Here is a 20291-nt window from a genome sequence, read left to right as displayed (position 1 = left end):
ACACTGTCGCAGCGCGAGGAGACTTTGAACAGGTTCTTAGGCGAGCTTGCGGCCGCTGCCCACTGTGCTGCCCAGGTCGCATTCAAGGCGCGGGCAGCGCGGCCAGCCGGTCCAGCGCCTCGGCGTCCTGGTCGCTGACGGGCAGGTAGACCACCATGCGCATGCCGTTGCGCGGGGCCGACCACCAGTAGGTCTGGCGCAGATGGATGATGCCCAGCGTAGGGTGGTCAAAGGTCTTTTCGTTGTTCTCGGGGCTGCGCACCTGGTAGCGCTCCCAGGCATGGCGGAAGACCTCGGAGTGCCTGAGAAAGTAGTCCAGCCGCTGTGCAATGGCTGGATCGCCGCTTTGCTGGGTGGAGGCCGCCCGGAACATCGCCACCATGCGCTCAATGGCCTGGGGCTCGTGGCGCACCACGCGCTGCCACTGGGGGTTGAACAGGTTCATGTGCAGGCAGTTGCGCTCCAAGGCAGGCAACTGCTGCAGCGACACGCCCATTAGCCGCTCATAGGCGGCATTGGCGGCCAGCAGGTCAAAGGCCGCGCTTTGCATCTGGGCGGGGTAGGGCAGCAGCTTGTCGAGCAGCTGCATGTGCAGCGCACCCGGGGCGTCGTCGGCGGAGGGTGCAGCCTGGTCGAGCTTGATGCCCGCCAGCGCCAAGAGGTGGCGCAGTTCGTCGTCATTGCATTGCAGCGCCCGGGCAATGGCCTCGATCGCCTGGCGCGACGGTTGCACCTCGCGGCCCTGTTCGAGCTTGGTGTACCAGGTCACGCCAATGCCGGCGAGCTGGGCGACCTCTTCGCGCCGCAGGCCCGGGGTGCGCACCCGGCCGTGGCGCGCCAGGCCCATGGCGTCGGCCGACAGGCTCTCGCGCCGCGCGCGCAGAAAGTGGCCCAGCTCCTGCGAGCGGACAGAGGCCGCGACAGCAGGCGGGTCATGGGGTGGGGGGGCTGCAAACAATGTCATGGGGCGCTAGTCTCGCGGTCAATGGTGCAGTGCAGTATAGGTCTTTCAAGCCTAGGCTAAGCAGAATCTTGTACCAGTCTAAAAAACATAACACACTGGCGCCCTGTTTATTTTCAGGCGCAGACTCCCATGCGAAGAATCACTGCTGACAACGCCACATTCGGCGTTTTTCTGGCCTTTTTGCTGATCCCGCTCTCGGGCATCGGCACCGATATCTACCTGCCCTCGATGCCCGCCATGGCCCAGAGCCTGGGCGGCACCGCGTCCCAGATCCAGCTGACCTTGACCTTGTTCATCGCCGGCTATGGCCTGGGCCAGCTGGTGGTGGGCGTGCTGCTGGACCGCTTTGGCCGCTGGCGGCCCACGATGGTGGCGCTGGCCCTGTTTGCGCTGTCGAGCGCGGCCATTGCCGTCAGTGACGACATCGTGGTCATCTGCGCGCTGCGCCTGCTGCAAGGCCTGCTGGGCGCGGTCGCCGTGGTGGGCAAGCGCACCTTTTTTGTCGATGTGTTCCGGGGCCCGGCACTGCAGCGCTACCTGACCTGGATGACCGTGGTCTGGTCGCTGGGGCCCATCTGCGCGCCTTTTATCGGCGGCTTTGTGCAGACCCATTGGGGCTGGCGCGCCAACTTTGTGGTGCTGGCCGTGTTCTCGGTGGTTGCGCTGGTGCTGGAGCTGCTGGGCGGTGGCGAGACCCTCGCCCAGCCCCAGCCCATCCGGCCGCGTGAAGTGGCCAGCCGGGCCTGGGAGATCATGCGCAACCGCGCCTTTGCGCGCGGCGTGCTCTGCGTCAGCGCTGCGTATGCGATGGTGATGGGCTGGAGCATGGCCTCGCCCTTTATCGTCGAGACCGTGTACCACCGCCCGCCCACGACGACGGGGTCGCTCGCGCTGCTGATGGGCCTGGCCTGGATGGGCGGCGGCTTGATCGCCCGCGCGGCGATGGCGCGCTCGCTGGCGGCCAAGCACCAGGCTGCGCTGTTGGCGATGGCTGGTTTCATCGCACTGCTGGCGCTGACGGCCTGGCTGCCCGCGTCCTGGCCATCGCTGGAAGTGATGGCGGCCGTCGCCTTTTGCATCCATGTGGCAGCGGGCCTGGTGTTCAATATCCACTTCGCCAATGTGCTGTCGATGTTCCCCAAACACGCTGCCTTGTCGGGCGGCATTGCCGGCGGTCTGGCCTTTTTGCTGACCTCGCTGCTCGCGTCCTTGGGCATCCACCTGGTGAACCCGCAGACCGGGTTGGGCCTGGCGGCGGTCTATGGCGGGCTGGCCTTGCTGCTAGCGGCCGCCTGGCTGACGATGCTGGCGCGTCCGGCGCCGGCAGCGGCCTGCGCAACGCCATAATCGACCAGGCCCCCAATCTCGCATCTGTCGAATCTGTTTAGCAAGGAGTGATCGCTATGGGACATTTTGTAGATCTGACCTCGGCCGACGGCCAGGTGTTTCCGGCCTACATCGCCGAGCCTGAAGGCCAGGCGCGCGGCGCCATCGTGGTGGTGCAGGAGATCTTTGGTGTCAATTCGCACATCCGCTCGGTGGCGGACCGCATTGCCCAAAGCGGCTATGTGGCGATTGCGCCGGCCACGTTTGCCCGCATCAAGCCCGGTGTGGACCTGGGCTACAGCGAGGCCGACATGCAAGCCGGCGTGGCCTTGAAGGCCGCTGCCGAAGCGCCTGCGGTGGCGCCCGGTGTGCTGCTGGACCTGCAGGCTGCGATTGACGAAGGCGCACGCCGCAGCGGCGGCAAGGTCGGCATCACCGGCTTTTGCTGGGGCGGTCTGCTGGCCTGGCGCGCAGCCTGTGAGCTCCAGGGCCTGTCGGCCTCGGTGCCGTACTACGGCGGCGGCATGACCACGGGCGAGGAGATCGCGCGCACGCCCAAGTGCCCGGTGATGGCCCATTTTGGCGACAAGGACCACTGGATCTCGCTGGCGTCGGTGGACGCTTTCCGCACTGCCCACCCCGAGGCCGAGGTCTATGTCTACGTGGCCGACCACGGCTTCAACTGCGACCAGCGCGGCTCGTACGATGCAGCAGCATCGGCCGCCGCACGGGCGCGCAGCATGGCCTTTTTTGCCAAGCATGTAGGCTGAGCGGTCACTCCCGCTGTGCTCCGCACCAAGCCTTGCCGGCCCGCAGCCTGCAAGGCTTTGTTGCATTTTCGGGGGCCGTTCGTAACACCGTCGTCATAGGGGCTGCAGATGATGCGCGCATCGCTCACTTTCAACGATAAGCACCATGCGTACCCCCTTTTTCCGTGCCACCGACCTGCGGATGGCGCCGCCTGCCTTGTCCGCGCTGGCCGCTGCCGCCATGCTGACGGCCTGCGGCGGTGGCGGCTCCAGCAGCACCAAAGCGGCCACGGCCACGTTGGCGGTGCTGGAGACCACCGACCTGCACTTCAACATCCGCAGCTACGACTACTTCAAGCTGGCCGATGACCCCTCGTATGGCTTTGAGCGCACGGCCACCCTGATCCGCCAGGCGCGCAGCGACTATGCCAATACCTTGCTGGTGGACAACGGCGACACCATCCAGGGCACGGCGCTGGCCGACTACGAGGCGCAGGTGGCGCCGATTGCCTGCGACCAGCAGCTGTCGATGTACAAGGCCATGGCGGTGTTCAAGTTCGATGCCGGCACCTTGGGCAACCATGAGTTCAACTATGGCCTGCCCTTTCTCAACCAGGTGCTCGGTGGCGGCCTCCAGGTCGATGGCGTCGATGCCAGCAAGAAGTGCGCGGGCAATGGCTACCCGATGGCGCTGGCCAATGTGATCAGCAGCCAGACCAAGGCCCCGCTGGTGTCGCCCTATGTGGTGCTGGAGCGCGAGATCAGCGGCACCGACAGGGACGGCAAGGCCGTCAAGCTGCCCATCAAGATCGGCGTGATCGGCTTTACCACGCCCGGCATCCTCGGCTGGGACAAGCGCCATCTGGAAGGCAAGGTGCAGGTGACCGGCGCCGTCGAGGCGGCGCAAAAGTATGTGCCCGAGCTGCGCAGCAAGGGCGCCGACATCGTTGTGGCGCTGCTGCACGGCGGCCTGGACGCCTCGGAATACCGTGTCGACATGGAGAACCCGGGCCTCTACCTGAGCCAGGTGGCGGGCATCGATGCGATGGTGATGGGCCACCAGCACAGCGTGTTCCCCGACACGGCCGCGCAACCGGCCTTCAGCATGGCGGGGGTCGACAACAAGGCCGGCACCATCAACGGTGTGCCGGCGGTGATGGCCAGCAGCTGGGGCAAGGCGCTGGGCGTGGTGGCGCTGGCGCTGAAGTGGGACGGCAAGGCCTGGAGCGTGGACAAGACGCAGAGCAAGTCGGAGCTGCGCAGCACCACCACCGGCAAGGATGCCGCCGGCAAGACCAGCTATGTCGCCGTCGACAGCAGCATTGCACCGGTGGTGGAGAGCCAGCACCAGGCGGCGATCAGCTATGTGAAGACGCCGGTGGGCCAGACGGACTTTCGCATGGGCACGCAGTTTGCCGATGTGGGCGATCCCGGCGCGATCCAGCTGGTCAACCAGGCGCAGCAAGACTATGTGCAGCGCTATGTGCAGGCCAATCTGCCGCAGTATGCGCAGCTGCCGGTGCTGTCGGTGAGCGCGCCTTTCAAGTCGGGCTTCCAGGGCGGTGGCGATTACACCGATGTGGCCGCCGGCCCGCTGGCGATCTACAACGCGGCCGACCTCTATCTCTACCCCAACACCGTCTACGCGGTAAAAGTGAACGGCGCGCAGCTCAAGCGCTGGCTCGAGGCCGCTGCCCAGCGCTTCAACCGCATCGACCCGGCTGACACCGCAGACCAGTGGCTGATCAGCAGCTTCCCCGGCTACAACTTTGACATGTTCACCACCGCCGACATGCGCTACCAGATCGATGTGACCCAGCCCGTCGGCAGCCGCATCGTGGATCTGCAGTACAAGGGCGCCCCCATCGACCCGGCGCAGGACTTTGTGATCGCCACCAACAACTACCGCGTCACCAGCGGCAAGAGCTTTCTGCCTGAGCTCGATGGCCGCGCCACGATCTATGCCTCGCCCGATGCGAACCGCGATGTGGTGATCTCCTACATCAAGGAGCATCCGCAGATCAGCCGCGCGGCCAACGGCGCTGCCCACAGCTGGCGCTTTGCCAAGACCCCGACCGCCGGCAAGGTGCTGTTCACGTCGGCGGCCAACGCGTTGCCTGTGGCGCAGGCGGCGGGCCTGGCTAATGTCTCGCTGGACAAGGCCGATGACGGCACGGGCACGCAGCGCGCGGTCTACCGCATTGATCTGGGCCAGTAAGCCGTCCAGCAGCGGCGCGCCATGCGCCGCTGCTGGGGGCTGTACAGCGCTATCGGCCCGTGTGGGTCAGGTAGCGCTTGTACGAGAAAAAGCCGATCAGCGCCACGGTGATGAAGGCCATCACGCCCATCGCCCACCAAAAGCCGTCTTCCTTGTGGATGAGCGGGATGAACTCGAAGTTCATGCCAAAGATCGCGGCAATCAGGTTGAGCGGCAGGAAGATGGCGGTGATGGTGGTGAGCGTGCGCATGATGTCGTTGGCGCGGTTGCTCTGCACCGAAAAATGCATCTGCACGGCGGTCTCGGTGCTTTGCTCCAGCCGGCGCACATGGTGCACCACGCGCTCGATATGTTCGAGCACATCGCGGCTGCGCACCTTGAGCGCTTCGAGCTCGCGCTGGGCGCTGGGCGCCTCGGGTTGGGGCCAGGTCTCCAGCGCATCGACCCAGTCCTGCACGGCGGCGCGCTGGTCCTCGCAGATCTCGTCGAGCTGGTGCAGGGACAGGCGCGCTTCGAGCAGCGCCTGCCAGTTGGCAATGCGCTTGCGCGGCGACAGCAGCGCGCTTTGCCACTGGTCCAGGTGGCGCGAGAGCTCGCGGCGCAGGTCCAGGTAGTTGTCCACAATGATGTTGACCACGCGCATCATCAGATCGGCCGGGGACATGGGCAGGCGGATGGGCTGCAGGCCGCCCGGCGTGGGGCTGCTGCCGGGGTTGCGAAAGGCCTTGTCCTCGCGCGCCAGGCGCTCTTGCGTGGCATGCGATATCTGGCCCAGGTCGGGCGCGCTGGCATCCTGCGGGGCGGGCGCGCCGGCCTTGGCAAACTGCAGCAGGCGCCGCGCATAGGCGTCGCGCACGGTGCAGTCCTCCGGGTGCACCGACAGCAGCACCCGCTCCCAGGCGGCAAAGCCCACCGGGATGGTGCTGATGTGGGGCGCCTCATTGATGGGCTTGGCAGCGGCGGTGCGGCGGGCGGCGGCCAAGGCGGCGGTGCCCGCCTGCGAGGGGGTGCTGGCCAGGCGCCGTATCACCAGCAGGTCGTACTGCGAGGTGTAATCGTAGTGGGAGGGGAGCTGGGCATTGAGCAGGTCGGAGACATGCAGATCGACCAGCGGCGCGCCGCTGAGCTTTTGCAGCGCCAGCTGCAGGCTGCCCAGCTGCTCGCTGAAGTAGCCGCGCGTGCAGGCCAGCCACAAAAAGCCCTTGTCCGGGAGTTCATAGGGCACGGCGGCCAGTTCGCTGGCCTCGTTGCCGACGATGTGAAAGATGCGGATGCTGCTGGGTGTACTCACCGGAATTCCTCGAACGGTTCAGGCGCAGCATGGCAAAAAAAACGGGCCTGTGCAAGCCCGTTCTGGTATTTTTGCTATCAGTTTTTCTCTTTGAGCCAGCGTGCGGCATCCAGCGAGAAATAGGTCAGGATGCCGTCGGCGCCGGCGCGCTTGAAGGCCAGCAGCGACTCCATCATCACCTGGTCATGGTCCAGCCAGCCGTTTTGTGCGGCGGCCTTGAGCATCGCGTACTCGCCGCTGACCTGGTAGGCAAAGGTGGGCACCTTGAACTCGTCCTTGACGCGGCGCACGACATCCAGGTAGGGCATGCCGGGCTTGACCATCACCATGTCGGCGCCTTCGGCCAGGTCCTGCGCCACTTCGCGCAGTGCCTCGTCGGTGTTGGCCGGGTCCATCTGGTAGACGTTCTTGTCGGCCTTGCCCAGCGCGCCGCGCGTGCCCACCGCATCGCGGAAGGGGCCGTAGAAGGCGCTGGCGTACTTGGCGCTGTAGGCCATGATGCGGGTGTAGATGTGGCCCTGGGATTCAAAGGCCTCGCGGATGGCGCCAATGCGGCCGTCCATCATGTCGCTGGGGGCGACGATGTCGACACCGGCCTCGGCATGGTTGAGCGCCTGGCCCACGAGAATCTCGACAGTTTCGTCATTGAGGATGTAGCCGGTCTCGTCGAGCAGGCCATCCTGGCCGTGGCTGGTGTAGGGGTCGAGCGCCACATCGGTCATCACGCCCAGTTGGGGGAATTCCTTTTTCAGCGCCCGCACCACGCGCGGGATCAGGCCCTCGGGGTTGAGCGCCTCCTTGCCGTCGGGGGTCTTGAGCGCCGTGTCGATCTGGGGGAAGAGGGCCATCACCGGAATGCCCAGCGCCACGCACTGCTCGGCCACCGGCAGCAACAGGTCCAGGCTCAGGCGGTCAACGCCCGGCATGGACAGCACGGGCTCGCGCTTGCCTTGTCCTTCATGCACAAAGACCGGATAGATGAAGTCGTGCGGGGTGAGCACGTTCTCGCGGACCAGGTTGCGGGTGAAGGCATCGCGGCGCAGACGGCGCGGACGGTTATGGGGAAAGGGGGTGGGGCTGGACAGATGCATGCAGCAATTGTGCGCCAGATCAATGCCAGGCTGCACAGCGCGGGCCCGAGAGACTGCGCTGGGCATGGAGGAATGGACGCTGGGCTTGTGCCTGGCTTGCGCCAGATCAAGCCCCGACCTGAGCGCGGCATCGAACCGTGTTTAAGCCGGGGTCCAGCGCTGGGCCATCGTGCCAGCCACTACACTGTGGCGCATGCTCATGCTGTGGATCAAAGCCTTTCATATCGTGTTTGTGGCCAGCTGGTTTGCGGGCCTGTTCTACCTGCCCCGGATCTTCGTGAACCTGGCCATGGTGCCGGCCGACTCGCAGGCCGAGCGCGAGCGCCTGCTGCTGATGGCGCGCAAGCTCCTGCGCTTCATGACGATGATTGCGGTGCTGGCGCTGGGCCTGGGCCTGTGGCTGTGGCTGGGCTGGTGGCGCGGCGCAGGCGGCTGGCTGCATGCCAAGCTGTTCTTTGTGCTGCTGGTCATCGGCTACCACCATGCCTGCGCGGTGCTGCTGCGCAAGATCGCCAATGGCACGGACCGGCATTCGCATGTCTGGTACCGCTGGTTCAACGAGGTGCCGGTGCTGGCCATGGTCATCATCGTGGTGCTGGTCGTCGTCAAACCCTTTTAATCCGCGCACACTCGGGTACCGCCGAACGCACCACCATCTGCGCACCAGGGTCCACGCACCATGCCTGACAGCAGCCCCGCTCCCCTCAACCTGCAAGAGCCGGCCCCGGCCGGCGAGCACCGCACCATCGCCTGGCCGCTGGTGCCGGTGTATATTGCGCTGATCGTCTTTGCCAGCCTCTTTCCCTTTGCGGGCTGGCGCACCCAGGGCATCTCGCCGGCGGAGTTTTTGCTCGCCCGCATTCCGCCGCCGTACTGGACCTGGTTCGATGTCTGGATCAATGTGGCCGGCTATGCGCCGCTGGGCTTGCTGCTGAGCCTGGGCTGGTGGCGCCATGGCTGGGTCAGAACGGGCTGGCTCTGGGCCTTGTGCGTGGGCAGCCTGCTGTCGCTCGCGATGGAGTTCCTGCAGATTTTTCTGCCGCTGCGGGTGTCCAGCAACATGGACTGGCTGCTCAACAGCATCGGCACCTTGCTGGGCGCGCTGGCCGTGCCCCTGCTGGCCTGGCTGGGTATCTTGCGGCGCTGGCGCGATGTGCGGGCGCGCTGGTTCGATGCCGATGCGCGGGGCGCGATCGTGCTGCTGATGCTGTGGCCGCTGGCCTTGCTGTTCCCGGCCGCGCAGCCCTTTGGCCTGGGCCAGGTCTTTGACCGGCTGGAGATGTGGCTGGTCGACATGCTGGAGAACTCGGCCTTCGAGCACTGGATGCCCAACTTCATGCAGGCCACCGAGCCGCTGTCGCCCATCGGCCAGTTGATGGCCGTGCTGCTGGGCCTGCTGATTCCCTGCTGGCTCGCCTTCAGCGTGATGGGCAGCGTGACGCGGCGCATGGCCATGGTGGCGCTGGTGGTGCTGGCAGGGATTGCATTCTCGGCGCTGTCGTCCTCGCTGAGTTACGGGCCCAGCTATGCCTGGGACTGGCTGGACCAGACCACGCGCCTGGGCATTGCGCTGGCCGTGTCGCTGGCGCTGCTGCAGGTGGGCCTGCCGCGCCGCTACTGCGTGCTGCTGCTGCTGATGGGCTTGATGATCGATGTCAACTTGCTCAACCAGTCGCCGCCCAACCCCTACTACGCCGATGCCCTGCAGTCCTGGGAGCAGGGGCGCTTTATCCGCTTTTTTGGCCTGGGCCAGTGGCTCAGCTGGCTGTGGCCGTTTGCGGTGATCGCCTATGTGCTGCTGCGCCTGGGCCGGCTGCCTGCGGTGGTGGCGGCGCGCCGGCGCCAACGCCTGGACCAGCGCGCGGCTTCCAGCACACCGCCCGAGCAAGGCTAAACGCAGTAGCCCGTGGCAGTATTGCGGCCTCTGGGCGCCAGGCGGGCGCCAAGCTGCCACAATGGGGGATCGCATTCGAAGAGAGCTTGGCATGAGCGAGCAAAAACCTGGCAACGACGGCCAGTACTACCAGCACCACGTGTTCTTCTGCCTCAATGACCGCGTCAACGGTGAAGACAGCTGTGCCCACCATGGCGCCAAGGACATGTTTGACCACTGCAAGGCCCGCGTCAAAGCCGAAGGCTTGAGCGGGCCGGGCAAGGTGCGCGTCAACAAGGCTGGCTGCCTGGACCGCTGCGCAGGCGGCCCCATCATGGCGGTCTACCCCGAGGGCGTCTGGTACACCTATATCGACAATGACGATATCGATGAAATCGTCGAGTCGCACCTGAAGAACGGCAAGGTGGTCGAGCGCTTGCTGACCCCGCCCGACGTGGGGCGCTGAGCGCGTACTTTTTCCCTCCCCCGATTTTTTTCCGCACAGACACAGGGCGCCACTGCCGCTGCAGGCGGTGGGTGGCCCGCCATGGAGTAGACCGCAGCATGAACGCGCAAACCGAACGTTTCACCATCCACGGGCCGGCCGGCATTCTGGAAGTGGCCCGTGATCTGGCCGCCAGCCCCGATGGCGCACAGCGCGGCACGGCCATCATTGCCCATCCCCATCCGCTGTTTGCCGGCACGATGGACAACAAGGTGGTGCAGACCCTGGCGCGGGCCTTTGTGGCGAGCGGCTGGACGGCGCTGCGCTTCAACTTTCGCGGTGTCGGCCAGTCGGCAGGCAGCTATGACGAAGGCCGCGGCGAGCGAGATGATTTTCTGGCCGTGGTCGAGCAGCTCGCGCCCCAGGGGAATCTGGCGCTGGCCGGTTTTTCTTTTGGCTCCTTTGTGATGAGCCATGCGTTGGCGGAACTTTGGCCCCAACGCCAGATCGACAAGGCGGTGTTCGTGGGCACGGCCGCATCGCGCTTTACGGTGGCGACCTTGCCGCCCGAAGCCCATGAGCGCACCTTGGTGGTGCATGGCGAGGCCGATGACACGGTGCCGCTGTCGGCGGTGATGGACTGGGCCCGGCCTCAGATACTACCGGTTACGGTTGTGCCCGGAGGCGGGCATTTTTTCCACGGACAATTACCGCTGCTCAAAGGCCTGGTCACGCGCCACCTGCTGGCCCCCGCCTTGTGATGGTGGTGTAGTATTGCTATTGTTTTTGATATCCTGCGGCCAGCCATCCTGCGCTGCAGGCACTTGTTTCTAAGAGTTGAACGACATGAAATCGAGCTTGATGCCCACCCTGCGTAACTGGGCTGCAGCAGCGCTGCTGGCGCCCACCCTGGCCTTTGCCCAATTGGCAGCGCCCCAGCCGCCCGAGATCGCGGCGCGCAACTACCTGTTGTTTGACGTGACCACCGGCCAGATCCTGGCGGCCAAGGATGTGGATGCGCCGGTCGAGCAGGCCTCGCTCACCAAGCTGATGACGGGTTATGTGGTGTTCGATGCGCTGCGCAACAAGAAGATCAGCCTGGAGCAGACCATGCCGGTGAGCGAGCGCGCCTGGAAGATGCCCGGCTCGCGCATGTTCATCGACCCCAAGATGCAGGTGAAGGTGGATGACCTGCTGCACGGCATGATTGTGCAGTCCGGCAACGACGCGACGATGGCGCTGGCCGAAGCGGTGGGTGGCACGGCCGAGAACTTTGTGCGCCTGATGAACGAGCAGGCCAAGGCGCTGGGCATGACCAACACGGTCTACAAGAACCCCGAAGGCCTGACCGAGCCGGGCCACACGACGACCGCCAAGGACCTGAGCATTCTGGCCAACCGCCTGATCAAGGACTTCCCGGAGTACATGCACTACTACGCGACCAAGCAGTGGTTCTACCCCGGCACGCCCAAGTCCAACGGCACCAATCGTAATACTTTGTTGTTCCGCGACCCGACGGTGGACGGCCTCAAGACCGGCCACACCAATGCCGCCGGCTATTGCCTGGTCTCTACGGCCAAGCGCCAGGTACCCAATGCGGGCGAGCGCCGCCTGATCTCCATCCTGCTGGGAGCGGCCAGCGACAAGGACCGCGCCAACGAAAGCCAGAAGCTATTGAACTGGGGCTATACCGCATTCGACACCGTCAAGCTGTTCGATGGCGGCCAGGCCGTGGCGACCCCCAAGGCCTGGAAGGGCGCGCAGGACACCGTCAAGATCGGCAGCGTGGCGCCCATCGTCGTGAATGTGCCAGCGGGCACCGGCGGCAAGCTCGAAACCCAGGTGGTGAGCCAGGAGCCGCTGATTGCGCCCTTCACCAAGGGCCAGAAGCTGGGCACCTTGAAGGTGATGGCAGGCGGCCAGCCAGTGGCCGAGGTGCCGCTGGTGGCGCTCGACGATGTCGCAGAAGCGGGCATCTTTGGCCGCGCCTGGGATGCGATCCGTCTGTGGATCAAGTAAAGCGGTGCTGATGCCGGCCCTATAAGAACCTGTTCAAAGTCTCTACGCAGCCGCGTTGGAGTGCAATCGGGATGAGTTCGAAGGGATGGAACGCAGCTTGCACCGGGGTGCAAGCAAGGGCCAGCGCGCAGAAATCGCCCGATTTCACTCCAACCCTTAGGGACAGTGGCTTTGCGCTGCCCGGGAAGGGGCGCCCGGCTAGGGCCGCCCGGGCAGGGGCGGTCTGCGTCGTTGCAAATCCTCGCAATAGCCGGGCTATTGCTGCGGTATTGCGCGGCTGGGCGCCCCCCCCTAGCATCCCATCCCGCAAAGACACTGTCGCGGCGCGAGGAGACTTTGAACAGGTTCTAAGGCCCGGCAGACGCCCAGTCCACCCCTCTGCAAAGCGTGCCCCTGGCACGCTTTGTGGTTTCTGTGCTTGCAAAAATGAGAGCAGCTAAAGCAGAGCTGTTGGGCGCTGCCTGAAGAAAGTGCCCCGATGGCGGCCACCGGGCAGTGGCCCTGGGTCCAAACCATTTGCTCAATTTGGAGTCAGGTGGTACATTAGAGGGCTTTTCGGAATTTCCGAAGGGGCTGCCGTCTTTGCCTTTGGGGCAAGGGGCTGGCAGCAAATCACGGTAAGTTCACGGTAATTTCACGTTTAGGGACGTTTATTAATGCCAACCATTAACCAACTCGTGCGTCAGGGCCGCACGGTAGAAGTTGTTAAATCCAAGAGCCCTGCTATGGAAAACTGCCCCCAGCGCCGCGGCGTGTGCACCCGTGTGTACACCACGACGCCTAAGAAGCCTAACTCGGCTTTGCGTAAGGTGGCCAAGGTTCGTCTGACCAACGGTTTCGAAGTCATTTCGTACATCGGCGGTGAAGGCCACAACCTGCAAGAGCACAGCGTTGTGCTGGTGCGCGGTGGCCGTGTGAAGGACTTGCCAGGTGTGCGTTACCACATCGTGCGCGGTTCGCTTGACCTGCAAGGCGTCAAGGACCGTAAGCAGTCCCGTTCGAAGTACGGTGCCAAGAAGCCTAAGGCCAAGTAAGCCCTGGTTTTTTGAACGAATACAAAGGTGCTGTGTCCCGCGTGGCGCGAGATTCAGCGTAGTGACCCCAAGCGCAAGTGTTTTGTGTGGGTCGAGTAAGTGGGAGTCCTTGATTGGCTCTCGCGGTGTCTGAAAAGATGCCAACTGAAGCAAAGATAGAGGTAAAGAAATGCCACGTCGTCGCGAAGTCCCCAAACGTGAAATTCTGCCGGATCCAAAGTTCGGCAATGTAGAGCTGTCCAAATTCATGAACGTGATCATGGAAGGCGGCAAGAAGGCAGTTGCTGAGCGCATCATTTACGGCGCTCTGGAACTGATCGAGAAGAAGCACCCTGATAAAGACCCGCTGGAAGCTTTCGTTGTTGCCATCAACAACGTCAAGCCCATGGTCGAAGTGAAGTCCCGCCGTGTTGGCGGTGCCAACTACCAGGTGCCAGTGGAAGTGCGTCCTGTCCGTCGTCTGGCTCTGTCCATGCGCTGGATCAAGGAAGCTGCTCGCAAGCGCGGTGAAAAGTCCATGGCCCAACGCCTGGCCAACGAACTGCTGGAAGCCACCGAAGGCCGTGGCGGCGCGATGAAGCGTCGTGACGAAGTGCACCGTATGGCCGAAGCCAACAAGGCATTCAGCCACTTCCGCTTCTAAGCTGCGCGAGATCTGTCTCGATATTGCAAAGGCCGCATGCAACAATTTTTGCCTGCGGCCTTGCTCGGATTGAGACTGCCCTCACATCGTAGGCTGATGCCTGCGCAATCCGCCAGTCCGCATCGCCTCCACACTTACTGATCAACAAAGGATCAACCATGGCTCGCAAGACCCCCATCGAGCGCTACCGCAATATCGGTATTTCTGCGCACATCGACGCAGGTAAAACCACCACGACCGAACGTATCCTGTTTTACACCGGCGTGACCCACAAGCTGGGCGAAGTGCACGACGGCGCTGCTACCACCGACTGGATGGAGCAAGAGCAAGAGCGTGGCATTACCATCACTTCCGCTGCAGTGACCTGCTTCTGGAAGGGTATGGACATGTCCTACCCAGAACACCGCTTCAACATCATCGACACCCCCGGCCACGTGGACTTCACGATTGAAGTGGAACGTTCCATGCGCGTGCTCGACGGTGCTTGCATGGTGTACTGCGCTGTGGGTGGCGTGCAGCCCCAGTCCGAAACCGTGTGGCGTCAGGCCAACAAGTACAAGGTGCCACGTCTGGCCTTTGTGAACAAGATGGACCGTACCGGTGCCAACTTCTACAAGGTCTACGACCAGATGAAGCTGCGCCTGAAGGCCAACCCCGTGCCCGTGGTGATCCCAATCGGCGCTGAAGACAACTTCACCGGCGTGGTCGATCTGGTCAAGATGAAGGCCATCATCTGGGACGAAGCGTCCCAGGGCATGAAGTTCGAATACGCTGACATTCCTGCAGACCTGGTCGAGACCGCCAACAAGTGGCGTGAAAACCTGGTGGAATCGGCTGCCGAAGCGTCGGAAGAGCTGATGAACAAGTACCTGGAAGAAGGTACCTTGTCGGAAGAAGAAGTGAAGGCCGGTATCCGTGCCCGCACGCTGTCGACCGAAATCCAGCCTATGCTGTGCGGCACCGCGTTCAAGAACAAGGGTGTGCAGCGCATGCTGGACGCCGTGATCGACTACCTGCCTTCGCCAGTGGACATCCCTGACGTGGCTGGTACCGACCCAGAAGACGAAGAAAAGAAGCTGACCCGCAAGGCGGACGACGGCGAAAAGTTCTCCGCTCTGGCGTTCAAGCTGATGACCGACCCGTTCGTGGGCCAGTTGACCTTCGTGCGTGTGTACTCCGGCGTTCTGTCCAAGGGCGACACCGTGTACAACTCGGTCAAGGGCAAGAAAGAGCGTATCGGCCGTATCGTGCAGATGATGGCGAACGACCGTATCGAAGTGGACGAAATCCGCGCCGGTGACATCGCCGCTTGCGTGGGCCTGAAGGACGTGACCACCGGTGAAACCCTGTGCGACGTGGCTTCGCCTATCGTGCTCGAACGCATGGTGTTCCCAGAGCCCGTGATTGCACAGGCTGTGGAACCCAAGTCGAAGGCCGACCAGGAAAAGATGGGTATCGCTCTGTCGCGTCTGGCTGCAGAAGATCCATCGTTCCGCGTGCGCTCCGACGAAGAATCGGGTCAGACCATCATCGCCGGTATGGGCGAGCTGCACCTGGAAATTATCGTTGACCGCATGAAGCGTGAATTCAACGTGGAAGCCAACGTGGGCAAGCCCCAAGTGGCCTACCGCGAAACGATTCGCCAAAAGGTGGTGGACGTGGACGGCAAGTTCGTTCGCCAGTCCGGCGGTAAGGGCCAGTACGGTCACGTGGTGTTCACGGTTGAGCCGCAAGAGCCAGGCAAGGGCTTCGAGTTCGTCGACGCCATCAAGGGCGGTGTGGTTCCTCGCGAATACATCCCTGCGGTGGAAAAGGGCGTGATCGAAGCGCTGACCTCCGGCGTGCTGGCTGGCTACCCTGTGGTGGACGTCAAAGTGACGCTGACCTTCGGTTCGTACCACGATGTGGACTCGAACGAAATGGCGTTCAAGATGGCCGCTATCTTCGGTTTCAAGGAAGCTGCTCGCAAGGCCAGCCCCGTGATCCTCGAGCCCATGATGGCCGTGGAAGTGGAAACGCCTGAAGACTACGCCGGTACCGTGATGGGTGACTTGTCTTCCCGCCGCGGTATGGTGCAGGGCATGGACGACATGGTCGGTGGCGGCAAGGCCATCAAGGCAGAAGTGCCACTGTCCGAAATGTTCGGCTACGCCACGTCGCTGCGTTCGCAAACGCAAGGCCGCGCTACGTACACGATGGAGTTCAAGCACTACGCTGAAGCCCCACGTAATGTGGCCGAGGCTATTGTCGCTTCCCGCGCAAAGGCCTAAAATATGCGCCCGCACCTGGCTTGCCAGGTGCGGATCGCTTTTTTGTCTACGACCGGGTGCCGCTTTGTTTCCTGTGCGAAGCGACCCAGCAATTCGGTGTAGACGTTAAACCCAACACAGGTTTTGCTCTTTATTTGGAGAATTCTCATGGCAAAAGGTAAATTCGAACGGACCAAGCCGCACGTCAACGTGGGCACCATTGGTCACGTGGACCACGGCAAGACCACGCTGACGGCTGCTATCGCAACCGTGCTGTCTGCCAAGTTCGGCGGCGAAGCCAAGAAGTACGACGAAATCGACGCTGCTCCTGAAGAAAAGGCACGCGGCATCACCATCAATACCGCACACGTTGAGTACGAAACGGCTAACCGCCACTACGCTCACGTGGACTGCCCAGGTCACGCCGACTATGTGAAGAACATGATCACCGGCGCTGCCCAGATGGACGGCGCTATTCTGGTTTGCTCGGCTGCTGACGGCCCCATGCCCCAGACCCGTGAACACATCCTGCTGGCTCGCCAGGTGGGCGTGCCTTACATCATCGTGTTCCTGAACAAGTGCGACATGGTGGATGACGAAGAGCTGCTGGAGCTGGTGGAAATGGAAGTCCGCGAACTGCTGGACAAGTACGATTTCCCAGGTGACGACACCCCCATCATCCGCGGCTCGGCTAAGCTGGCTCTGGAAGGCGACCAATCCGACAAGGGTGAACCCGCTATCCTGCGTCTGGCTGAAGCGCTGGACACCTACATCCCAACGCCAGAGCGCGCTGTGGACGGTGCTTTCCTGATGCCCGTGGAAGACGTGTTCTCCATCTCCGGTCGTGGTACCGTGGTGACCGGCCGTATCGAGCGCGGTATCATCAAGGTCGGCGAAGAAATCGAAATCGTCGGTATCAAGGATACCGTCAAGACCACCGTGACCGGCGTGGAAATGTTCCGCAAGCTGCTGGACCAAGGTCAAGCTGGTGACAACGTTGGCCTGCTGCTGCGCGGCACCAAGCGTGAAGACGTGGAGCGTGGCCAAGTGCTGTGCAAGCCTAACTCGATCAAGCCACACACCCACTTCACCGCTGAAGTGTATGTGCTGAGCAAGGACGAAGGCGGCCGCCACACCCCTTTCTTCAACAACTACCGTCCTCAGTTCTACTTCCGTACCACGGACGTGACCGGCGCCATCGAGCTGCCAGCTGACAAGGAAATGGTGATGCCTGGCGATAACGTGTCGATCACCGTCAAGCTGATCAACCCCATCGCTATGGAAGAAGGTCTGCGTTTCGCTATTCGCGAAGGCGGCCGTACCGTGGGCGCTGGCGTGGTTGCCAAGATCATTGCTTAATTCTTAGCACAACTGGGAATTAACCATGTCCAAGCAAAAAATCCGCATCCGCCTGAAGGCTTTCGATTACAAGTTGATCGACCAGTCCGCTGCTGAAATCGTTGAAACCGCCAAGCGCACCGGCGCGATTGTCAAGGGTCCAGTGCCACTGCCAACCCGCATGAAGCGTTTTGACATTCTGCGTTCGCCCCACGTGAACAAGACTTCGCGTGACCAGCTGGAAATCCGCACCCACCAACGCCTGATGGACATTGTCGATCCTACCGACAAGACCGTTGACGCGCTGATGAAGCTGGACCTGGCTGCCGGCGTGGACGTCGAAATCAAACTGCAATAAGGCCTGAAAGCCACACCTGCCGGTGTGGCTGCTTGTCCTTTCTAACGCGAACTTGCCTATTTGGGAAGTTCGCGTTAGAATTTATGGCTTCGTGATCTATACATCCAATGTGCCTGGCATTTTGGTGGTAAGAGGCGAAGTTTTTATTAACCTTCTTTCGTGCCTGTGGCGTCAAACCCAGGGGCAACACCGAGCCAATTGCAGTTTCGGTGGCGGAAGTTTTGGAGCAACAAATGAGTCAAAGCAACTCCCTCGGGTTGCTGGGCCGTAAGGTAGGCATGATGCGCCTGTTCACGGATGACGGCGATGCAGTGCCTGTCACCGTGGTGGATGTGTCTAACAACCGCGTGACCCAGGTCAAAACCCAAGAGAACGACGGCTACGTGGCCCTGCAGGTCACTTTTGGTCAACGCCGCGCTTCGCGCGTGACCAAGCCAGCCGCTGGCCACCTGGCCAAGGCAGGCGTGGAAGCTGGTGAAATCACCCAGGAATTCCGCGTTGAAGCTGACACCGCCGGCAAGTACGCCGCAGGTGCATCCTTGCCAGTGACCGAGATCTTCGCAGTGGGCCAAAAGGTCGACGTGCAAGGTACCTCGATCGGTAAGGGCTACGCCGGTACCATCAAGCGTCACAACTTCAAGTCGCAACGTGCTTCTCACGGTAACAGCCGTTCGCACAATGTTCCCGGCTCGATCGGTATGGCACAAGACCCAGGTCGCGTGTTCCCCGGTAAGCGCATGACCGGTCACATGGGCGATGAGACCGTGACTACCCAGAATCTCGACGTGGTTCGTATCGACGAAGCCCGTCAACTGCTGCTGATCAAGGGCGCAATCCCCGGTTCGAAGAATGGCTTCGTGACCGTGCGTCCTGCTGTCAAGGCAGCCGCTAAAGGAGCGAACTAATGAAGCTCGAACTCCTGAACGAACAAGGTAAGGCAGCCTCCCAAGTGGACGCTCCTGAGACCGTGTTTGGTCGCGATTTCAATGAAGACCTGATTCACCAGATCATCGTTGCTTACCGCGCCAACGGCCGTCAAGGCACACGCGCTCAAAAGGACCGCGAACAGGTCCGTCACACCACCGCCAAGCCTTTCAAACAAAAGGGTACTGGCCGTGCACGTGCTGGTATGTCGTCTTCGCCTCTGTGGCGTGGCGGCGGTCGCATCTTCCCGAATCTGCCTGATGAAAACTTCACGCAGAAGATCAACAAGAAGATGTACCGCGCCGGTATGGCATCCATCTTCTCGCAGCTGGCCCGTGAAGGCCGCCTGGCTGTGGTTGATTCGCTGACGGTTGATTCGCCCAAGACCAAGGTACTGGCTGACAAGTTCAAGTCCATGAACCTGGACTCGGTGATGGTGATCGCCGACGAAGTGGACGAAAACCTGTACCTCGCTTCGCGCAATCTGAAGAATGTGTTCGTGGTTGAGCCACGTTACGCTGATCCAGTGTCGCTGGTGCAATTCAAGAAAGTGCTCGTTACCAAGGGCGCTCTCGACAAACTCAAGGAGATGTTCGCATGAGCCGTGTGAACCCTACTCCCGCCGAACGCAAGTTCGACGAAGGTCGTCTGATGCAAGTGCTGGTTGCTCCTATCGTGTCCGAAAAGGCCACGCTGGTTGCTGAAAAGTCCAACGCTGTGACATTCAAGGTGCTGCAGAACGCCACCAAGCCCGAGATCAAGGCCGCTGTTGAGCTGCTGTTCAAGGTCGAAGTGAAGGGCGTGTCTGTGGTGAACACCAAGGGCAAGACCAAGCGCTTTGGCAAGACCATCGGCCGCCGCGACAACGTGCGCAAGGCTTATGTGCTGCTCAAGCCAGGTCAAGAGCTGAACCTCTCTGGGGAGGCTGCGTAATCATGGCTGTTATTAAGCTCAAACCAACTTCGCCCGGCCAACGCCATGTGGTGAAGGTGACCCGTGGCCATCTGCACAAGGGCGAAGGTTTCGCTCCTCTGCTGGAACCTCAGTTCCAAAAGGCAGGCCGCAACAACAACGGTCACATCACTACCCGTCACAAGGGCGGTGGTCACAAGCACCACTACCGTGTGGTGGACTTCAAGCGCACCAAGGACGGCATCCCCGCCAAGGTGGAACGCATTGAATACGATCCAAACCGTACCGCTCACATCGCTCTGGTGTGCTACGCAGACGGCGAGCGTCGTTATGTGATCGCTCCGCGTAACCTGGAAGTGGGCGCAACCATCATCAGTGGCTCTGAAGCACCGATCCGCGTGGGTAACACCCTGCCGATCCGCAACATCCCTGTGGGTTCGACCATTCACTGCATCGAGCTGAAGATCGGCGCTGGCGCACAAATCGCCCGTTCCGCTGGTACCTCGGCTACCCTGCTGGCTCGCGAAGGCGTTTACGCCCAAGTGCGTATGCGTTCGGGCGAAGTTCGCAAGATCCATATCGAATGCCGTGCAACCATCGGTGAAGTCGCCAACGAAGAACACAGCCTGCGCCAACTGGGCAAGGCCGGTGTCAAGCGTTGGATGGGTATTCGTCCTACCGTCCGCGGTGTGGTGATGAACCCTGTCGATCACCCACACGGTGGTGGTGAAGGCAAGACCGGTGAAGGCCGTCACGCAGTTGACCCATGGGGCAATCTGACGAAGGGCTACCGTACCCGTAACAACAAGCGCACACAGACCATGATCGTGTCGCGCCGTAAGAAGTAAGGGGTAGCA

At 62.3% G+C, this 20291-nt stretch carries 20 protein-coding genes; 17 read left to right on the top strand and 3 right to left on the bottom strand.

All coding sequences use genetic code 11. From position 1 onward, the window contains the following. Positions 1-82: 82 nt before the first annotated feature. Positions 83-964, bottom strand: a complete 882-nt coding sequence (locus F0Q04_RS01040; protein ID WP_116926812.1) for a helix-turn-helix transcriptional regulator — start codon at positions 962-964, stop codon at positions 83-85. A gap of 129 nt (positions 965-1093) precedes the next feature. Here F0Q04_RS01040 and F0Q04_RS01035 point away from each other — a divergent pair, with 129 nt between their 5' ends. The 3 genes from F0Q04_RS01035 to F0Q04_RS01025 all read left to right on the top strand — a co-directional run bounded on the left by F0Q04_RS01035 (position 1094) and on the right by F0Q04_RS01025 (position 5257). Next, positions 1094-2311, top strand: coding sequence for an MFS transporter (locus tag F0Q04_RS01035; protein WP_182344020.1), 1218 nt, complete (start codon positions 1094-1096; stop codon positions 2309-2311). Between the two features lie 56 nt (positions 2312-2367). Beyond that, positions 2368-3060 (top strand): dienelactone hydrolase family protein, encoded by a 693-nt coding sequence (locus tag F0Q04_RS01030; protein ID WP_116926814.1) that lies wholly within the window; start codon positions 2368-2370, stop codon positions 3058-3060. A 145-nt stretch (positions 3061-3205) separates the two neighbouring features. Further along, positions 3206-5257 (top strand): bifunctional 2',3'-cyclic-nucleotide 2'-phosphodiesterase/3'-nucleotidase, encoded by a 2052-nt coding sequence (locus F0Q04_RS01025; protein ID WP_182344018.1) that lies wholly within the window; start codon positions 3206-3208, stop codon positions 5255-5257. Positions 5258-5306: 49 nt separating this feature from the next. Here the strand turns inward: F0Q04_RS01025 and F0Q04_RS01020 are convergent, their stop codons facing one another. Both F0Q04_RS01020 and hemB read right to left on the bottom strand, forming a co-directional pair. Further along, positions 5307-6554, bottom strand: a complete 1248-nt coding sequence (locus F0Q04_RS01020) for a magnesium transporter CorA family protein (RefSeq protein ID WP_420093981.1) — start codon at positions 6552-6554, stop codon at positions 5307-5309. A gap of 71 nt (positions 6555-6625) precedes the next feature. Next, a complete protein-coding gene (gene hemB, locus F0Q04_RS01015) occupies positions 6626-7639 on the bottom strand; it encodes a porphobilinogen synthase (protein ID WP_021026528.1) in 1014 nt (337 codons plus the stop codon). Between the two features lie 199 nt (positions 7640-7838). On the opposite strand from hemB, the gene F0Q04_RS01010 reads away from it, so the two are divergent. From F0Q04_RS01010 to rplB, 14 genes are all read left to right on the top strand, one after another. Beyond that, positions 7839-8258 (top strand): CopD family protein, encoded by a 420-nt coding sequence (locus F0Q04_RS01010; RefSeq protein ID WP_182345516.1) that lies wholly within the window; start codon positions 7839-7841, stop codon positions 8256-8258. Positions 8259-8318: 60 nt separating this feature from the next. After that, entirely contained in the window at positions 8319-9533 is a 1215-nt protein-coding gene (locus tag F0Q04_RS01005) for a VanZ family protein (protein ID WP_182344016.1), read from the top strand. A 91-nt stretch (positions 9534-9624) separates the two neighbouring features. Next, positions 9625-9978 (top strand): (2Fe-2S) ferredoxin domain-containing protein, encoded by a 354-nt coding sequence (locus F0Q04_RS01000; RefSeq protein WP_021026531.1) that lies wholly within the window; start codon positions 9625-9627, stop codon positions 9976-9978. A gap of 98 nt (positions 9979-10076) precedes the next feature. Next, on the top strand, positions 10077-10718 hold the full coding sequence (locus F0Q04_RS00995; protein WP_116926817.1) for an alpha/beta hydrolase: 642 nt from the start codon (positions 10077-10079) through the stop codon (positions 10716-10718). Positions 10719-10803: 85 nt separating this feature from the next. Next, positions 10804-11976: a D-alanyl-D-alanine carboxypeptidase family protein gene (locus F0Q04_RS00990; RefSeq protein ID WP_232539469.1), complete on the top strand. Its 1173-nt coding sequence runs from the start codon at positions 10804-10806 to the stop codon at positions 11974-11976. A gap of 656 nt (positions 11977-12632) precedes the next feature. Next, positions 12633-13010, top strand: coding sequence for a 30S ribosomal protein S12 (gene rpsL, locus F0Q04_RS00985; protein WP_012202325.1), 378 nt, complete (start codon positions 12633-12635; stop codon positions 13008-13010). 169 nt (positions 13011-13179) lie between these two features. Continuing rightward, complete coding sequence (gene rpsG / locus F0Q04_RS00980; protein WP_021026534.1) at positions 13180-13653, top strand: 30S ribosomal protein S7; 474 nt, start codon at positions 13180-13182, stop codon at positions 13651-13653. A 158-nt stretch (positions 13654-13811) separates the two neighbouring features. Then, positions 13812-15923 (top strand): elongation factor G, encoded by a 2112-nt coding sequence (gene fusA, locus F0Q04_RS00975; protein WP_182344014.1) that lies wholly within the window; start codon positions 13812-13814, stop codon positions 15921-15923. Positions 15924-16070: 147 nt separating this feature from the next. Then, on the top strand, positions 16071-17261 hold the full coding sequence (gene tuf / locus F0Q04_RS00970; RefSeq protein ID WP_116926819.1) for an elongation factor Tu: 1191 nt from the start codon (positions 16071-16073) through the stop codon (positions 17259-17261). Between the two features lie 25 nt (positions 17262-17286). Beyond that, the gene (rpsJ, locus tag F0Q04_RS00965; RefSeq protein WP_021025591.1) at positions 17287-17598 is read left to right on the top strand and encodes a 30S ribosomal protein S10; all 312 of its coding nucleotides are present in this window, start codon (positions 17287-17289) and stop codon (positions 17596-17598) included. Between the two features lie 233 nt (positions 17599-17831). Further along, positions 17832-18503: a 50S ribosomal protein L3 gene (rplC, locus tag F0Q04_RS00960; RefSeq protein WP_021025592.1), complete on the top strand. Its 672-nt coding sequence runs from the start codon at positions 17832-17834 to the stop codon at positions 18501-18503. Next, entirely contained in the window at positions 18503-19123 is a 621-nt protein-coding gene (gene rplD / locus F0Q04_RS00955; protein WP_021025593.1) for a 50S ribosomal protein L4, read from the top strand. The genes rplC and rplD overlap by 1 nt, the downstream gene beginning before the upstream one ends. Continuing rightward, positions 19120-19455 carry a 50S ribosomal protein L23 gene (gene rplW / locus F0Q04_RS00950; RefSeq protein ID WP_021025594.1) on the top strand — a complete coding sequence of 112 codons (336 nt, stop codon included), beginning with the start codon at positions 19120-19122 and terminating at the stop codon, positions 19453-19455. The genes rplD and rplW overlap by 4 nt, the downstream gene beginning before the upstream one ends. 2 nt (positions 19456-19457) lie before the next feature. Beyond that, positions 19458-20282, top strand: coding sequence for a 50S ribosomal protein L2 (gene rplB, locus F0Q04_RS00945; RefSeq protein WP_021025595.1), 825 nt, complete (start codon positions 19458-19460; stop codon positions 20280-20282). Positions 20283-20291: the final 9 nt, after the last annotated feature.

Origin of the sequence: Comamonas koreensis (assembly GCF_014076495.1) — a bacterium.
GTDB lineage: Bacteria > Pseudomonadota > Gammaproteobacteria > Burkholderiales > Burkholderiaceae_C > Comamonas > Comamonas squillarum.
Note: the sequence above shows the minus strand (reverse complement) of the source record. Positions and strands in the feature narration are given on the sequence as shown.